This is a genomic window from Brachyspira sp. SAP_772 (assembly GCF_009755885.1).
In the GTDB taxonomy this organism is placed as follows: Bacteria; Spirochaetota; Brachyspiria; order Brachyspirales; family Brachyspiraceae; genus Brachyspira.
The window spans coordinates 679147-697555 of the sequence record NZ_VYIX01000001.1 but is presented as its reverse complement, the minus strand read 5'-3'; the positions used below and the strand labels follow the sequence as shown (position 1 = coordinate 697555).

Here is an 18409-nt window from a genome sequence, read left to right as displayed (position 1 = left end):
TTTTTAATGATAATAAAAATTTATATGAAGGATGAATCTGCAGATTATTTATATAACACTATAGACTCATAAGGTTTTAATTTTATAATATTATCAAGTGCTGCTGTATCATAATTTGAAAGAAGACACTTTGAAGTTTTTATATCAAAATCAATACTGCTTAAATCTATAGTGCACTCATTGGCATAAAAATTATTTATTACTAAAAGTTTTTCACTCTCGTATTCTCTTATAAAAGCAAATACATTTTTATCGTCTTCTAATATAGGTATAGTTTTACCTTCTGAAATAACTTTATAATCTTTTCTTAATTTTATTAATTTTTTATAATGATTAAATATAGAGTTTTCATCTTTAAGACTCTTTTCTACGTTTATCTCTTTATAATTATAAATAACTTCTATCCAAGGTTTAGCATTTGAAAAACCTGCATTTTCTTTATCATTCCATTGCATAGGAGTTCTTGAATTGTCTCTTGACCTTGCTTGAAGTATTTTATATATTTCTTTTTCTTCTATACCATTATTTTTAAGTATATTGAAATAGTTTATTGATTCAACATCTTTATAACTATTGATATTATCAAAATAAGCATTTGTCATGCCTATCTCTTCGCCTTGATAAATATAAGGAGTACCCCTCAAACAATGAATAACTGTAGCAAGCATTTTAGAGGATTCTTTATGATATTTTTTATCACCACCAAATCTTGACACAATTCTTGGCTGATCATGATTGCACCAAAACAAAGCTGACCATGCATCATTGTTTTGCATTCCCTTCTGCCAAGTAAATAAAAGTTTTTTTAGTTCTTGAAAATTAAAATCCATGAGCTGCCATTTATCATTATTTTTATAGTCAACTTTAAGATGATGAAAACTAAATATCATGCTAAGTTCATTTTCTTTTTCACCAGAATATTTAATGCAGTTTTCTATACTTGTTGATGACATCTCTCCTACAGTGATTGCATTATCATATTTTCCAAATGTGTTTTTATTTAACTCTTTTAAATATTTATGTATATTTATTCCGTCAGTATAAAATCTCCTTCCGTCTCCTTGAAAATCATCTTCAAAAATTTTTGGCTTTGATATAAGGTTTATTACATCAAATCTAAATCCGTAAACTCCTTTTTTTATCCAGAAATTAACTATATCAAAAATCTCTTTTCTTACCTCTTCATTGTCCCAATTTAAATCAGCCTGACTCACATCAAATAAATGCAAATAATACTCATCAAATTTTTCTACATACTGCCAAGCATTGCCACCAAATTTAGATGCCCAATTAGTAGGAGGTTCTTTTTTGCCATCAACTACTCTTCCTTTTTTGAATATATAATAATTTTTGTATTTCTCTTCTCCATTCATAGCCCTCTTAAACCATTCATGCTCTGTAGAAGTGTGATTGAATACCATATCAAACATTATATCTATATTTCTTTTTTTAGCTTCTTTTATAAGTTCTTCAACATCTTCCATAGTGCCATAAGAAGGATCAACATTATAATAATCAGTAACATCATAACCATTATCTTTTTGAGGAGAAACAAAGAAAGGAGTGCTCCAAATAATATCTACACCTAAGTTTTGTAAATAGTCTAATTTTGATATTATTCCTTTTATATCTCCAAACCCGTCATTGTTGCTATCCATAAAAGATTTAGGATATATTTGATAAACAACTTTATTTTTAAAATTCATAAATGAGTCCTATTCAATTAGATTTATAATAAATTCTTGAGTATATACTAAAAATTTTTAAGTTTGTCAAAATTAGTTTTTATATTTTTTATTATTTTCGGGGACTAGCCCCCGAACCCCCAGTTCTTTTATTGGTATAAAAGAACCAAAAGAACTGCATTTTTTACATAAGATCATGGTATTATTTATATTTAACACATATTCTTAAAATATTAAGCTGTAGTATATGCGTTTTTTGCAACTTTTTGACGAAGTCCGCACAGCGAGAGCGACAAAAAAGTTGATAATACATTTATAAAATATAAAAATTGACAAAATGTAATTATTTAGCTGTATAACAGCAGGTAAGTAATATATATTTAATTGCCGTCATATCTTTTTTATTATTTTATCTCTATAATTTTTCCTTCTCCATTTTTTATGATAATACTTTCTTTTAATAAATTAATCTTAGTGCCGTCTGTAAATACAACAGGAGATACTAAAGACTTTCCCTTACTTTTTATATACTCTAAATCAACTTTAGCTAACTTATCTCCTTTTTTTACTTTATCTCCCAGTTTTACAAAAGATTCAAAACCCTCTCCATTAAGTTCAACTGTATCCATACCTATATGAATAAGTATTTCTTTTCCGTCTGCAGTTTCTATGCCGTATGCATGTTTTGTAGGAAATGCTGCTATAATTTCACCGTCGCAAGGAGATATAACTAAACTGTCAGCTAACTCTATTGCAAAACCATCTCCCATGGCACCAGAAGAAAATGCTTCGTCTGCTATATCTGATAATTTATAAACTTTTCCATTCATAGGAGAAACAAAATTATCATCATCTAAAGTTATTGTAATAGATGTGTTAGTTTCTAAATTTTCTGCATCATCAACTAAATCTTCTGCTTTTAATTTTTTCTTTCCAACTATTAGAGTTAATACTAATGGTATAGCTATAGCAAAAACCATAGCAACAGCAAACATCAACATATGCTGAGGCTGTATTGAAAGTATTCCCGGTATACCGCCAATACCAATAGATGTAGCCATAACCTTAGAACCAACAGATATAATTGCCGCCACACAAGAACCTATTAAAGCACATATAAATGGAAAACCATATTTTAAGTTTACACCAAACAATGCAGGCTCTGTTACTCCTAAATAACATGATATAAATGCAGGTATATTTATCTGTTTAGCTTTGTTATTTCTTTTCTGAAGTATAGACATAGCAACTACTGCAGAACCTTGTGCTATATTTGATAAAGCTATCATAGGCCATAACATAGTGCCTCCAAATTGACTCATAAGCTGCAAGTCAATAGCATTAGACATGTGATGAAGACCTGTGATAACTAAAGGAGCATAGAAGAAACCAAATACACCAGCAAATAAAACTCCAAACTTTGATGTTAGTCCAGTGTATACAACATAAGAAACCGCTTCACCTATTTTCCATCCTATAGGACCAACAATTGCATGTGCTATAATAACTGTAGGTATGAGTGAAGCAAATGGTATTACAACCATAGATATATATTCAGGAACCACCTTTCTCCAAAATTTTTCAAGATAAACTAATATAAATCCTGCCATTATAGCTGGTATAACCTGTGCTTGATAACCAACCATAGGCATTTGAAATATTCCAAAATCATAAAACTTAGGATCAACACTTCCAACCAAATAAGCATTAACAAGCTGAGGCGAAACTAATGTTATACCTAAAACAATACCCAATATTTGAGTAGTACCCATTTTTCTAGTGATAGACCATGTTATACCTACAGGGAGGAAATGGAAAATTGCTTCACCTATTAACCATAAAAAATCATTTGTTCCAGCCCAGAACTGTGATATTTGAGTTAAACTTTTTGTACCTTCTTCAAAAAATTTAATGTCAGATATTATGCTTCTAAAACCTAATATAAAACCTCCGCATATAATTGCAGGAATAAGCGGTGAAAATATTTCTGCTATATTAGACATTAAACGCTGTAAGAATGTTTGATTGCCTTTTGCTGATTCTTTTACAGCATCTTTACTAACTCCCTCTATACCAGAAATCTTAACAAATTCATTATAATATTCTGAAACCTCATTTCCTATTATTACTTGAAATTGTCCTGATTGAGTGAAAGTGCCTTTAGTAGATTTTAAATTCTCTATTGCTTTAATATCTGCTTTTTTAGGGTCTGCTAAAACAAAACGCATTCTTGTAACACAATGAGTTATTGCTTTAATATTCTCTTTTCCACCCACATATTTTAATAGAAGTGCAGCATCTTCGGTGAACTTTCCCATAAATATATACCTCCATATATTTATTGTATTTTTATTATCATTAACTTGTACGTACATATTAACATATACGTACAAGTTTGTCAATTATATAATTTCATTTTTTTATAATTTTTTGGTATTGATAAATACTTACATAATATTATAATAATTTCATATTTGTATAATAAGGTTATAATAATCATGGGTTTATTAAATTATTTTACCAAAAAACTTATTCCTAATTTTTTATATACTGATTCACTTAAAGGACAAGTTGGAGAATTTGAAGTTAATTCCGCTTTAAATCCATTATTTTTTGGTAAAGCAGAGCATAGACAGATAAATAATTTAGTAATAATTGATAGTAATGGAAAGAGCCATCAGATAGATCATATAGAAATAAGAACAAATGGAATATTTTGCATAGAAACAAAAAATTATAGCGGGCTTATATTTGGTAGTGAAAAAGATAAAAAATGGACTCAATATTTAAGATATGGAAAAAGGAATTATTTTTATAATCCAATAAAACAAAATAAATCTCATATATTTCATTTAAAAAAGATATTGGATAATAAATATAATATTTATTCATTAATTGTATTTACTCAAAATAATGCGGATAAAATAAATATAAATAATGTAATTAATTTGTATGATTTAAAAAATTATTTAAATAATTTTAATGAAGGAAATAATTATACTACTGACGAAATGAATTATATTTATGATAAACTAATATCAAATCATAATAACATTTTAAATTCAGAACATATAAAAAATATAAATTATACAAAACAAGAAATAAGTAATAATATATGTCCAAGATGTAAGGGGCAATTAATTTTAAGAGAAGGAAAATATGGAGAATTTTACGGATGTAGTAATTATACAAATTGTAGATTTACAATAAAGAAATAATAGTAGTGTGTCAATTATCTTCTTGCAAAATCTCTGAATTTAAACTTATCTGGTCTATGCCTTGCTGAAGTTATTTGAAACACTCTAGTATCTGATAAAAATGTTTTTGAAGCTACATTTATTATCATATCATAATCTTTTAAATCCAAAAGTTGTTTATCATTTGAGGTTATTTTTTCACAGGATATTTCTCTTTCGGCATAAGATATTTTTAATTGCAAATTATTTTCTATATGTTCATATAAAGAATCTTTTAAAATATTTTCATCTATGAATGGTATAATTGTAGCATTGATAAAATCTATATCAAGTATAATATTTTCACCGTCTATATTTCTTATTCTCTCTATAGACCATACTTTATCATTATCATTTAGTTTTAATGCTTTTTTTATTAATGCATCGGGCTTTATACATTCACATTTATTAACTATAGTTTTTACTTTTTTACCATACATCTTTGAAGCAACTTCTTTAAAACTAAATATTCCTCCAAATTCAAAATTATATATATTAGAATTAATAACTATAGAGCCCTTGCCTTTATGTTTTTGAATACATCCATTATTAGATAAAAGCTGAAGAGATTTTCTTATAGTGTCTCTTGAAGCATCATATTCTTTCATCAAGTCATGTTCGCTTGGAAGTATATCTCCTTTTTTGTAGTATCCAAATTTTATTTTATCAAGTAAACTATTATAAATATCTTCGTACTTCGATGCCATTAAAAACCTCTATTTAAAATTAAGGTATTATAATACAAAATTATATCCTTGTAAAGATTAATTATAAATAAAAAATATTTTTACATAGTAATAAATATATTATTTAATAACTTCTTTTTATATGTTTATGCTATTTTAAAATCAAAAAATATTTAAGTTTTATTGATAAATATAATTAGTATGTTATAATGAGTCAATTATAAATAATAATGGAGTTATTTTTATGAATGTATTAGTGATAAATTCTGGTAGTTCTAGTATTAAATATCAATTATTTTCTATGCCTGAAGCAAAAGTATTAGCAAAAGGTCTATTAGAAAAAATAGGCGAAGAGACAAGTGCTTTAAAACACACAGCAGTAGAAAAAGGCAAAGAAAAAAAGATAGAACAAAAAGTTCCTGATCATAAAGCAGGTATGAGTTTAATTTTTTCTCTTTTAACAGATAAAGAAGTAGGCGTAATATCTGATATGAGTGAAATATCTGGAGTAGGGCATAGAGTAGTACATGGCGGAGAAGCATTCAGCAAAAGTACTTTAATAACAGATGAAGCTATAAAAGCTATAGAAGCTTGCTGTGAAATTGCTCCTTTACATAACCCAGCAGGTTTACAAGGTATAAGAGCTTGTCAAGAAATATTAAAAGATGTAAAAATGGTTGCTGTATTTGATACAAGCTTCCATCAAACTATACCTGAACATGCTTATATGTATGCAGTGCCTCATGAATGGTATGATAAATATAAAGTTCGCCGTTATGGTTTCCATGGTACTTCTCATAAATATGTATATGGTGAATTCTGTAAGGCGACCAATAAACCTAATGCTAATGTTATAGTTTGCCATTTAGGTAATGGTGCTAGTGTAACTGCTGTAAAAAATGGAGAATCTGTTGATACTAGTATGGGTTTAACTCCATTAGAAGGTTTAGTAATGGGTACTAGGTCTGGTGATATGGACCCTGCTGTTGTTACTTTCATGATGGGTAAAGAAAATTTATCTGCTAAAGAAATTGATAATATTTTAAATAAAAAAAGCGGACTTTTAGGTGTTTCTGGTGTTAGTAATGATATGAGAAACTTGGAAGAAGCTTCTAAAACTAACCCTAAAGCTGAGCTTGCTATAAAAATGTTTGCTTATAGAGTAAAAAAATATATAGGTTCTTATATGGCAGCACTTGGACATCTTGACGGTATAGTATTTACTGGTGGTATTGGTGAAAACAGTGCTTCTGTAAGAGCTAGAATACTTGAAGGTTTAGATGAACTTGGCATTAAATGTGATGCTGATAAAAATGCTAAGGCTAGAGGTTGTGCTAGTTTTGAAAAAGATGGTGCTCCTATTAAACTTTATGTTATAGCTACAGATGAAGAAAAAGCTATAGCAATGGACACTTACAATATTGCTTTGAAATAATAATTAAATAAAAAAGTTTAAAATAAAAAATAGGGTGCTTAAGTGCATCCTATTTTTATTTTAAATAAAAATGTAAAAATCATATTAATTATATACTTGTGCTTCCAAAACCACCTTCTCCTCTAATAGAGTCAGAAAGCTCTAGAACCTCTTCAAACTCTGCTTTTTCTACCTTTGCAAATACCATCTGTGCAATTCTATCACCTGCATTAATAGTAAAAGGTTTATCTGTTAGAGCAGCTAATATAATTTTTAATTCCCCTCTATAATCGCTATCAATAGTAGCGGGAGAGTTCAAACAAAATATTCCATGTTTTAAAGCTAATGAACTTCTGCTTCTAATCTGAGCTTCATAACCTTCTGGTATTTCTATATATAAGCCTGTAGGCACTAAAACTATGTCATTTTTATTTAATGTAATAGGCTCATCTATATTGGCATGTAAATCTAAACCTGAAGCTCCAAGTGTTTGATATTTAGGAAGTGGATTTTTTGATTTATTGATTACTTTTATTTTTAACATTTTCACCTTCTTTATATTTATTTTAATAAAAATGAGAATATCATAATTATAATTAGAGCAGTAGCCCCTTGCACTACAGTAGCTAAAGTTCTTGCTTTATATGCATCCTGAACACTTAAACCAGATAATTCTACAACTACCCAGAAATAGCTGTCATTGATATGAGAAAATACCATAGAACCAGCACCTATAGACATTAACACTAAAACTTGTGATATTGGAGTAGTATATCCTAATGTATCAAGTAATGGTGCAAACAAACTAGCAACTGTAACAACCGATATAGTTGAAGAGCCTAAAGAAATTTTTAAAAGAGATGCAAGCAAGAAAGGAAGTACTAATCCCAAATTCACAGAAGCAAACACATCTCCAAGTTCAAATATAATGTTTGTAAGCTCTGTAGATTTCAAAACTTCAGCAAAAGCTCCGCTTGCCCCAACTATAACTAATATATTTCCAGAATCTCTTACCCCATCACCAATCCACATATACATTTCATCTCTATTAAAATTATGTATAAGTAGTAGTGAAAATAAAAATCCTATAAATAATGCCATAGTAGGCTCACCAAGAAATATAAACATATTCTTTATAAAGCTATCTTCATCTAAATGCAAAGAATTAAATCTTACTATAGACCCTATAGCCATGAGTATAATCGGTACAAATATAGGTGCAAATGATTTGAATGCTGAAGGAAGCTTTTCCATATCATCAATAACACTTTCATAACTATAATTATTTTGTTTATATTCCTTCTTTTTTACATATTTTGATATAAATATACCATATATAGCACCAGCTAAAGAAGTAGGTATAGCTACAATAAGCCCTATTGCTATAACAGTAAATAAATGCTCTTGTAAATTGAAAAGATTAATAACAGCAGCAGGTCCTGGGGTAGGAGGTATTAATGCATGAGAAGCATATAAACCTGTTGATAATGCTACAGATAATGCTACAGGTGAAGCTCCGCTTTTTTTTGCTAATGCTTTTCTTAATGGTGTTAATATTAAATATCCAGAATCACAGAACACAGGTATAGAAACAATAAAACCTAATATATTCATAGCAAGGGCAGGGTGGGATTTTCCAACTATTTTTAAAATTATCTCACCAAGCTTATATGTAGCTCCAGACATCTCTAGTATATTACCAATAATACTTCCCAAAATTATTATAATTCCAACACTTCCCAAAGCATTTCCAAAACCTTTGCTTATTAGAGAAGCAATTTCATTTATATAATTAGGATTTCTGTTTGAAGGTACATGCAAAGTAAATGATAAAAATATAGCAACCATTAACATTGCTATAAAAGGATGCACTTTAAATTTAATAGTAAGTAACATTACTATTAATATAGAGATTATAAGCATGGTTATTATTGAATAGCTAATCATAGTCTACAACCTGAAAGTATTTATTTTGAAATGAATATTATTTACTCTTCTTCTTCTTCTGGAACTTCTGCATTAATATAGCCTTCTTCAAAGAAATACAAAAGTTCTTTTTCAGCATTTTTAGCAGCTTCTTCCATTCCTTCTTCATATTCAATTTCAAGTATTAATTTAGCATCGCAAAAAGCACCAAGCCCCATGATATTAAATACACTTTTTGCATCTGCTCTCACACCATTATAAAGTAAAAATATGCCTAAATCAGAGTATTCTATTTTACTTGCTATTTGTGATAATACTCCAGCTGGTCTTAAATGCATACCATTTTTACTTTTAATTGTTACTACATTAGTTAATGTCATTCAATAACTCACTATATTTGTTTTTCTTTATAATAACATATATTTAATAATTTTCAATAATATGTTATCATAAAAAATATTGAGAAAAATTAATATTTTGTTATACTTATTATATTATTGAGGTTATAAAATGAGAAATACTTTTTTACTATTATTTTTTTTGATATTATTTTCATCAAATTTATATAATATAACTCCAGATGAAGAAGAGTTTTTATTTTGGGCTAGTTATGGACATATGGATAAAGTAAAAGATTATGTATATAACAAGAAAGTTCATATAAATGTACAAGATAATGATGGTAATACTGTGCTTATGAGAATAGCTTCTTCAAAAGCAATTACTAAAGAAAATATGCAAGTAGCAGAATTCCTTATAGATATGAAGGCAGACCTCAATGTAGTAAACAATTACAGATATACAGCTTTAGTTTTGGCAATAAATAATAACAACACAGAAATAGCAAAACTTTTTGTAGAGAAAGGTGCTAAACTTGATATAGCTGACAACAATGGATATACCGCTTTGATGTGGGCAATAAAAAAAGAAAATGCCGAAATGGTAAAACTTCTCATAAATAAAAGAGCAAATATTTATCTTAAAACAAAAGACGGTGAAACAGCTTCCAGCATAGCAAAAGATACAGGAAACAGCCTTATAATAAGAATGCTTGAGATTGCTGAGGCTTATTAACATATTTTTATAGAATTATGTTGACAAATTAAAATCCTTATATATAATGACTTTAAATTATTTCAATCTATATATATTTTTTATCAAAAATAGGGGTTATTTATGAGCGAATATACAAATAAACCTGCACAATATAAAATAACACCTTGGATACCTTTAATATTAGCAATTATATACACAGTTTCACCTGTAGATTTAGTGCCTGATGTTGTACCTGTAGTAGGCTGGTTAGAAGATGCATTATTTCTTATAGTAGGAGGACTTAACGGTATACAGAATGGTGTTTTAGAAGATAATAGTTCATTAAAGAAAATAATTAAATTTTTAAAATGGGGACTTTTAATTGTTGGGATAATAGGTATATTGATAATTATTCTTTTGGCTGTTTTAGTTTTTAAAGTGACTACAAACTAAAAAATAACATTAAATATATATTATTAGTTTTTAATATTATTTTATTCTTTTATGTTTAAAACTAGCTTTGTGGTTTACATAATCATCTACTATCTGGTAATTGCCAAAAAGTTTATATTTGTATATAGTTAAACCCTCTAAGCCAACAGGACCTCTTGCATGAGTTTTGTTTGTAGATATTCCAACTTCCGCACCAAAACCATATCTAAACCCATCAGAAAATCTTGTTGAAGTGTTGCAGTATACATTAGCAGAATCTACATAAGTCATAAACTTTTCTATATTGTCTTTATTTTCTGACACTATTGAATCTGTATGATGAGAGCCGTATTGGTTTATATGATTATATGCTTCTTCTGTGTTTTCTACTATTTTTAATGATACTTCTTTATCTCCATATTCTAAATGCCATTCTTTTACTTCGCCTATATCCGATTGATTAAGTATTTTTCTTACTTCTTTACAACCGTTCATTTTTATATTATTTTCTTTAAATAGATTATAAAGCTTTGGCAAATATTCATTAGCTATGTTTTTGTTTATAAGTATAGTTTCAACAGCATTGCATGCACTTGGATATTGAGCTTTTGAATCTAAACATATTTTTAATGCTTTTTCTTGATTAGCTGATTCATCTATATATAAATGGCATATGCCATCAGCATGCCCAAGCACAGGTATATTAGTGTTTGATTTTATATATTGTACTAAACTGTTTCCCCCTCTTGGTATTATAAGATCAACATATTTATCCATTGATAATAATTCTTTTATATCCTCTCTTGTAAATACCAAATTAACAGAGTTCTTTGGAAACTCTTTAATACTTTCTAATGTTTCGTTAATGATGTTAAATATTGCTTTGTTTGTGTTCTCTCCCTCAGCACCGCCTTTAAGTATAACAGCATTAGAAGATTTTATACATAAAGAAGATATTTGAGATATAACATCAGGACGAGCTTCAAATATTACAGCAATTAAACCAATAGGGCAGGATATTTTTTTTAATAATAAATTATCATCAAGCTCTGTTTCTAATAATACTTTATTAATAGGGTCTTCCAATTTTACAACATCTTTTATACCAGAAATAATATCTATCATTTTGTTTTCGTCTAATTTTAAACGATTAAACATTGAAAGAGAAATTTTATTTTCATCAAGAAGTTTTTTGGCATATTCCAAATCTTTTTTATTTGCTTCAAATATAATACTTTTATTTTCTTCTAATTTATCTGCTATTTCTAATAATGCTTTGTTTTTTATATCAGTATTTAATGATTGTAATTTGTATGTAGAATCTTTTGCATTTTTTACCAAGTCTATTAATTGCATTATCTCTCTCCAAAAAAAGTATGTTTAAGTATTATAATAGTTAATAATTAAATTGTCAAAAAAGTTTATTATTCTTTTTTATTATTTTTATTATTTCTTTTTTATTAAAGTAACCAATATATCTTCATTTTCTATATGTTCAAAACTTCCTTCATATCCATATTTGATGCATCCTCGAATCACACTTTCACAGCTTGAATGCCCGCTAACTAAAACTTCTATAACTGTATTTAATTCTGTATTGTTTATAGCGGCACATTTAGCCTGAAAAGATGCCTGCGAACAAGACATTCCTCTAGTATCTATTTTTATAGTCTCTTGCATAAAAAATCCTTTTATGTATTTTTGATATTTTGTAAGATAATATCATCATAATAATATTAGGATATCAAATTATTATAATCAACTTATCAATAAATTCTTAATTAAGTTATTATAACCTCTACCGCTACTTTATATTACTATAATATATATATTCTAATAATATAACGTAGCGGTAGAGTTCATTATATAATCCTTATTATATGGTATATTTCTTATTATATAATGACAACAACCTGCTGCACAGTAAGAAACATATCATTGATTTTCTTTCATAGTAAATCCTATAATAACACAGAATACTAAACCTAAAATAACAGCAAACATACCATATATTGTAGGGCCAGCAGTAGAACTTGCCAAATTAAAATTATGAGCAAATCCAGCACCAACAAGCATTCCTATAACAAATACAAAACTATCCATATTTCCTTCAGCAGATTGTATAAACTGTCTTCCCGGACAACCAGCACCTAAGGTAAATGCCAAACCTGTAAGAATCATTGATACAGTGTTCCACAATATGTTAGTATGAGCTATAGGCTGATTTTCCATAGAAACATTAAATCTGCTTGTTATTATGTTTACTACTAAAGCAGCAACAATAAAAGCTATAACACCTTTAGTCATATGGAAATCTTTCATAAATATTCCATCTCTAACACCGCCAACAGTACAAAATCTTGATTTTTGAGCTATGAAACCTATTATAATAGAAACTATTAAGGCTACAATTAAAGGAGCTTTCATGCTTCCGGGACCAGACTCAGAGAAAAATATAGCTCCGCCTTCAGAGAATTTTGTTTGTTTTAATAATAATATTAATAGTATTATTGATATTATTAGAGGTATGAATCCTACTAATTTATTATTATATGCTTTTGGCTGACCCAAAGAGAAATTTTGTTTCCAGAAGAAAACACCAATTCCTCCGCCTATAATAATACCTATTAATCCAAATATAGCATTAATATCTCCGCCAGCTATTCTTAATAATGTTCTCCAAGGACAACCCAAGAAAACTAAAGCACCAATCATAGCGAAGAAACCTAAAATAAATCTTATAATAGGAGAACTTCCGCCTTTAGGAGAATATTCTTTAGAGATTAAAGCAGATACTGTAGCACCAATAACAAGCCCTATAAGTTCAGGTCTTATATACTGCACAGCAGCTGCTCTATGCAATCCCAAAGCCCCAGCTAAATCCCTAGTGAAACATGCAACGCATATTCCCATATTGGCAGGGTTTCCCATTACAGAAAGCCAAGCCGCTAAAGCTCCAATAATGGCACCAGATACTATAATGCCAATGGAGCTTGTGAAAATGTTTTTGTTCATTTTCAACTCCTTTAATAAAATTTTTTCATACTATTTTTATTTAAATATAAATAGTATTTTTATGTAGTTAATTATAGAGAATTTTTATGCGTTTTTCAATAGTTATGTTTATTAAAATATGTATTAAATGTATAACAATATACAAAAATACAATAGTGTATATTAACTATTATAATTGAATAGTGTCAAATCTTATATTGACTTTTTTCACCATAAAAGTAAAATATTTGTAAGTTTTATTTATGGAACATTATTTTTATTATGATGCGTGAAGTAATAAAATCTAAAATAAATAGATTGACTGTAACTAGAACTGATCTTAATTTCAAAGATTCAATTACCATAGATGAAACTTTAATGGATAAATCTGATATACTTGAGGGGGATATAGTATCTGTAATAAACCTTAGCAATGATAATAGATTCGAAGCTGAGGTGATAAAAGGTATAGCAAATACTGGTATAATAAGCATAAATGGCAAGTATGTTCATCTAGCTAAAAAAGATGATGTAATAGTTGTATTATCTTATGGCAATATACCAGAAGAGCATATAAAAAAACATATTACAAATATTATTCAAGTAAATATGCATAATATGGTTATAGACTAAATAGAGTTTATGGCTTTTAATATAGATATTTAATTTTTATTTATGGAGAGATATATGAAAATTATTTATAAGGCTGGTATTGATATTGGTTCAACTACTGCAAAAATGGTTGTATATGATAATAAAAACAATATGATATTTAAAACTTATACTAGACACAATGCTGATGTCAAAGAAACATTACTTTCTATATTAAGAGATTTAAAAACCAATCATGGAGATATAGAGTTATTAGTATCTATGACAGGTACTGCTGGTATGGGTATTAGTGAAAAAACAGGCATTAGTTTTGTACAAGAGGTAATTGCTTCTTCAACAGCTATTAGAAAGATTTATCCTTATGGAAGAACATTGATAGATATAGGCGGAGAGGATGCAAAAATCATAGTATTCGATGACAACTTCAAAGCTGATATAAGAATGAATGGTAACTGTGCAGGCGGAACCGGTGCCTTTATAGACCAAATGGCTACACTTCTTAATGTTCATCCATCAGAGCTTTCAACACTTGCAGAAGAGTCTACTTCTATTTACCCAATGGCAAGCAGGTGCGGTGTATTTGCTAAAACAGATGTACAAACTCTTATTAGCCGCGACATACCAAAAACTGATATTGCTAAAAGTATATTCCAAGCAGTGGCTGTTCAAACAATTAATACTCTCGCTAAAGGTTTTGAAATTAAGCCTAAAATATTATTTACAGGCGGACCTTTAACATTCCTTCCAGAATTAAGAAGAACATTTTTAACTCTTTTGAATGCTACAGAAGATGATATGTATACAGTTGATCACCCAGAATTAACTGCTGCAATAGGAGCTGCTTTTGGTGAAGATGAAGAGCAAACAGAAATAAAAGTTTCTGATTTTATAAACTTGGTAGAAAACATTTCTTCTGATGTAAAAATAACTAATTCTAAACATAGAGAAGCATTATTCAGCGGACAAGAAGAATATGAAAAATGGCTAGAGGAACATAGCAAAGACAAAGTAAAATCTGCTGATGCCTCAACTGTTAATGGTAAAAACACATTCTTAGGTATAGACTCTGGTTCTACTACTACAAAAATCGTTATTATTGATGATAAAGGACAAGTGGTATTAAGACACTATAGAAACAATAACGGTAATCCAGTAGGTGCTGTTACAGAGGGACTTACAGAGATTAAAAAAGAATTAGATGAAAAAAATATAAAAATAAATATAGCAAGAACTGCTGTTACAGGATATGGAGAAGATTTAATAAAAGCTGCTTTCAACATGGATGAAGGTATTGTTGAAACTATGGCTCACTACAGAGGTGCTAAGGCTTTTGATAAAGATGTAAGCTTCATTCTTGATATAGGCGGACAGGATATGAAAGCTATATTTATTAAAGACGGCATTATAGAAAACATTGAAATAAATGAGGCTTGTTCATCAGGCTGTGGTTCATTTATAGAAACATTTGCACGCGGCATGGGTTATAAAGTAGCTGATTTTGCTAATATTGCTTGCGAATCTGCTAGCCCTTGTGATTTGGGAAGCCGCTGTACAGTATTTATGAATAGTAAAGTAAAACAATCTTTAAGAGAGGGCTCTTCAGTTGCTGATATTTCTGCTGGTCTTGCTAAGAGTGTTACATTAAACTGTTTTACTAAAGTATTAAAAATTACAGACACTTCTATTTTGGGTGAACATATAGTTGTTCAAGGCGGTACTTTTAAGAATGCTGCAGTGCTTCGTTCTGTAGAAAAGTTCTTAAACAAAAAAGTTATTCGTCCTGATATCTCTGAACTTATGGGAGCTTATGGTTGTGCTTTGCTTGCTTTGGATACTTACAATAAAGAAAAAGAAGATACAACATTTATAGGTTTAGATAATTTACAAGAAGCTAATGATTATGAGAGAAAACAGCTTACTTGTAAGGGCTGTGAAAACCTTTGTACTGTTACAAGATTAAAATTCAAAGACAGTAAATCATTCTACACAGGAAATAAATGTGAAAGAATATTCACTAATAAAGGCTCTAAAGAAAGAAATTATGGAATGGATATTACTCAGAAAAAACTTTCTTTACTATTTGACAGACCTTTAGCCCCTGTTTCAGATGATGTAAAAGGCGTTATAGGAATACCTAGAGTACTTAATATGTATCAAAACTTCCCATTCTGGGCTACTATACTTGTAGAATGCGGATATAGAGTACAATTATCATCACCTTCAAGCATGGCTGTTGCTGAGAAGGGTTCTGGTACTGTTATGAGTGATAATATATGTTTCCCTGCTAAAATAGCTAATGGACATATATATGATTTAATAGAATCTAATGTAGACAGAATATTCTATCCTTCTGTTGTTTTAGAAAAAAAAGAAAATGATGGTAGTGATAATAGCTATAACTGTCCTGTTGTAACAGGTTATCCTGATGTAATAGACAGTTCTATAAGCCCATTAACTAAATATGGTATAGCTTTTGATGCTCCAACAATCTCTTTCTTAAATGAAGATTTACTTTATAAAGGCTGTAAAGCTTATTTTGTAAAAACACTCGGTATAGATAAAAAAGATTTCGACAGAGCATTCAAATTAGCTCTAAAAGAACAAGAGAGAGTAAAAGCAGAATTAAAAGAAGAAGGCAAAAAAATAATAGAGCATGCTAAAGAAACTCAAACACCTGTTATACTTATAGTAAGCAGACCTTATCATATAGACCCGCTAATCAATCATAAAATACCTGAAACTATTGCTTCATTTGGTATTAATGTACTTACAGAAGATGGTCTTGATATTGATGAATCTCTTGCTGATGTTCAAGTATTAACTCAATGGTCTTATCCTAACAAGATGTTTAGAGCAGTTTTGTGGGCAGCTAAACAAAAAGATATAAAACTTGAAGTTGTACAAATTAATAGTTTCGGCTGCGGTCCTGATGCTACTACTTCTGATGAAATAAAATCAATACTTAATGCTTATGGTAAAAATCCTACTTTGGTAAAAGTTGATGAGATTTCAAGCCCCGGAAGCATAAGACTTAGAATACGTTCTATGATAGAAAGTATGAAGATGAAAGGTGATTTTATACCAAAAGAAAAACCAGAAAGAACTATTATTAAAAGATATGAGAAAAATGATAGACGTGCAATACTTGTTCCTAAATTCGCACAATTCTATGACCCTATGATTTTAACTCTGCTTCAAAGAAGCGGATATGATACAATACCTCTTCCAGAGCCAGATATAGATTCTGTAGAAACAGGTTTAAGATATGCTAACCAAGATATATGTTATCCAGCAACAATAGTAGTAGGAGATATTATAAAAGCTGTACAAAGCGGTAATTATGACCCTGACAAAATAGCTGCTGGTATCACTCAAACAGGCGGACAGTGCCGTGCTAGTAACTATGCTTCGCTTATAAAAAGAGGCCTAATTAATGCTGGTTATCCTAATGTGCCTGTTATTACTGTGGGTTTAACTGTTATTAATGATCAGCCCGGATTTAAGCTTTCAAAAATAGATATGATGAAAGAAGGTATTATTGCTATGCCTTATGCTGATGCTATATCTACAATGTATTATTATACTGCTGTGCGTGAGGTTAATAGGGGAGAATCTTTGGCTCTTGCTAATAAATATATAGCTTTACATCCAAAAGATTTTAACCTCGGTGATACTGACAAATTATTAAAGCAGGCAGTTAAAGAGTTTAATGCTATTGAAACTAAAGACTTATTATTGCCTAAGGCAGGTCTTGTTGGTGAGATATATGTAAAATACAATAACTTTGCTAATGGGGATGTTTGTGATTGGCTTATGGCTAAGGGAATAGAAGTTATAGTTCCTCCTGTATTTGACTTCTTTGTACAAAAGGTTATAAGTGAGCAAGTAAACAGAGAAACTAATGCTAGGGATGTATCTTTACTTGGCTATTATGGTTCTAAATTGTCTGAGAAGGTTATAGATGCTAGAATAGATTCTATAAACCAAATAATGTCTAAGTTTAAAGGATTTAGACCTGTACACCATATAAGACAGATTGCTGAGAATGCTGCTAAGGTTACTGCTATGACTAACCAATTTGGTGAAGCTTGGCTTTTACCCGGTGAGATAGCTACTTTTGCTGAAGAGAATATCAATAATGTGCTTTGTTTACAGCCTTTTGGTTGTATTGCTAACCATATTATAGCTCGAGGTATTGAAACCAGACTTAAAACTATATATCCTAATTTGAATCTTCTTTATTTGGATATGGATGCTGGTGCTAGTGAAGTTAATACTGTAAACAGATTAGAGTTCTTTGCTCGCTCTGCTAAAGACAGTATGAACTCTATTATGGTTGATGATGATATAAAAGAGGCTATCGGAGCATATCATAAATAATTAGTAAAA

General features: G+C 29.3%; 15 protein-coding genes. 6 read left to right on the top strand and 9 right to left on the bottom strand.

The window, feature by feature from the left end; genetic code table 11:
* Positions 1 to 44: 44 nt before the first annotated feature.
* On the bottom strand, positions 45 to 1706 hold the full coding sequence (gene treC / locus GQX97_RS03020) for an alpha,alpha-phosphotrehalase (protein ID WP_157150472.1): 1662 nt from the start codon (positions 1704 to 1706) through the stop codon (positions 45 to 47).
* Positions 1707 to 2089: 383 nt separating this feature from the next.
* Entirely contained in the window at positions 2090 to 4003 is a 1914-nt protein-coding gene (treP, locus tag GQX97_RS03015) for a PTS system trehalose-specific EIIBC component (RefSeq protein ID WP_157150471.1), read from the bottom strand.
* Between the two features lie 180 nt (positions 4004 to 4183).
* On the opposite strand from treP, the gene GQX97_RS03010 reads away from it, so the two are divergent.
* A complete protein-coding gene (locus tag GQX97_RS03010; protein WP_157150890.1) occupies positions 4184 to 4903 on the top strand; it encodes an NERD domain-containing protein in 720 nt (239 codons plus the stop codon).
* Between the two features lie 14 nt (positions 4904 to 4917).
* On the opposite strand, the gene treR is transcribed toward GQX97_RS03010, so the two are convergent.
* On the bottom strand, positions 4918 to 5628 hold the full coding sequence (gene treR / locus GQX97_RS03005; protein WP_157150470.1) for a trehalose operon repressor: 711 nt from the start codon (positions 5626 to 5628) through the stop codon (positions 4918 to 4920).
* A 223-nt stretch (positions 5629 to 5851) separates the two neighbouring features.
* On the opposite strand from treR, the gene GQX97_RS03000 reads away from it, so the two are divergent.
* On the top strand, positions 5852 to 7042 hold the full coding sequence (locus GQX97_RS03000; protein ID WP_157150469.1) for an acetate/propionate family kinase: 1191 nt from the start codon (positions 5852 to 5854) through the stop codon (positions 7040 to 7042).
* Positions 7043 to 7130: 88 nt separating this feature from the next.
* Here the strand turns inward: GQX97_RS03000 and dut are convergent, their stop codons facing one another.
* The 3 genes from dut to GQX97_RS02985 are packed head-to-tail and all read right to left on the bottom strand — an operon-like array spanning position 7131 to position 9327.
* A complete protein-coding gene (gene dut, locus GQX97_RS02995) occupies positions 7131 to 7565 on the bottom strand; it encodes a dUTP diphosphatase (protein ID WP_157150468.1) in 435 nt (144 codons plus the stop codon).
* A 17-nt stretch (positions 7566 to 7582) separates the two neighbouring features.
* Positions 7583 to 8968 carry a GntP family permease gene (locus tag GQX97_RS02990; protein ID WP_157150467.1) on the bottom strand — a complete coding sequence of 462 codons (1386 nt, stop codon included), beginning with the start codon at positions 8966 to 8968 and terminating at the stop codon, positions 7583 to 7585.
* Between the two features lie 41 nt (positions 8969 to 9009).
* Positions 9010 to 9327: an HPr family phosphocarrier protein gene (locus tag GQX97_RS02985; RefSeq protein ID WP_157150466.1), complete on the bottom strand. Its 318-nt coding sequence runs from the start codon at positions 9325 to 9327 to the stop codon at positions 9010 to 9012.
* Between the two features lie 130 nt (positions 9328 to 9457).
* On the opposite strand from GQX97_RS02985, the gene GQX97_RS02980 reads away from it, so the two are divergent.
* Complete coding sequence (locus tag GQX97_RS02980) at positions 9458 to 10021, top strand: ankyrin repeat domain-containing protein (RefSeq protein ID WP_157150465.1); 564 nt, start codon at positions 9458 to 9460, stop codon at positions 10019 to 10021.
* 102 nt (positions 10022 to 10123) lie between these two features.
* On the top strand, positions 10124 to 10435 hold the full coding sequence (locus GQX97_RS02975; RefSeq protein WP_157150464.1) for a DUF1232 domain-containing protein: 312 nt from the start codon (positions 10124 to 10126) through the stop codon (positions 10433 to 10435).
* A 36-nt stretch (positions 10436 to 10471) separates the two neighbouring features.
* Here GQX97_RS02975 and GQX97_RS02970 read toward each other — a convergent pair whose 3' ends face one another.
* The 3 genes from GQX97_RS02970 to yedE all read right to left on the bottom strand — a co-directional run bounded on the left by GQX97_RS02970 (position 10472) and on the right by yedE (position 13429).
* On the bottom strand, positions 10472 to 11770 hold the full coding sequence (locus GQX97_RS02970) for a glutamate-5-semialdehyde dehydrogenase (protein WP_157150463.1): 1299 nt from the start codon (positions 11768 to 11770) through the stop codon (positions 10472 to 10474).
* 90 nt (positions 11771 to 11860) lie between these two features.
* The gene (locus GQX97_RS02965; RefSeq protein ID WP_013243047.1) at positions 11861 to 12094 is read right to left on the bottom strand and encodes a SirA family protein; all 234 of its coding nucleotides are present in this window, start codon (positions 12092 to 12094) and stop codon (positions 11861 to 11863) included.
* A 255-nt stretch (positions 12095 to 12349) separates the two neighbouring features.
* Positions 12350 to 13429: a YedE family putative selenium transporter gene (yedE, locus tag GQX97_RS02960; protein WP_157150462.1), complete on the bottom strand. Its 1080-nt coding sequence runs from the start codon at positions 13427 to 13429 to the stop codon at positions 12350 to 12352.
* Between the two features lie 261 nt (positions 13430 to 13690).
* On the opposite strand from yedE, the gene GQX97_RS02955 reads away from it, so the two are divergent.
* Both GQX97_RS02955 and GQX97_RS02950 read left to right on the top strand, forming a co-directional pair.
* Positions 13691 to 14041 (top strand): aspartate 1-decarboxylase, encoded by a 351-nt coding sequence (locus tag GQX97_RS02955; protein ID WP_157150461.1) that lies wholly within the window; start codon positions 13691 to 13693, stop codon positions 14039 to 14041.
* Positions 14042 to 14095: 54 nt separating this feature from the next.
* On the top strand, positions 14096 to 18400 hold the full coding sequence (locus tag GQX97_RS02950) for a BadF/BadG/BcrA/BcrD ATPase family protein (protein WP_157150460.1): 4305 nt from the start codon (positions 14096 to 14098) through the stop codon (positions 18398 to 18400).
* The last annotated feature ends 9 nt before the right edge of the window (positions 18401 to 18409 follow it).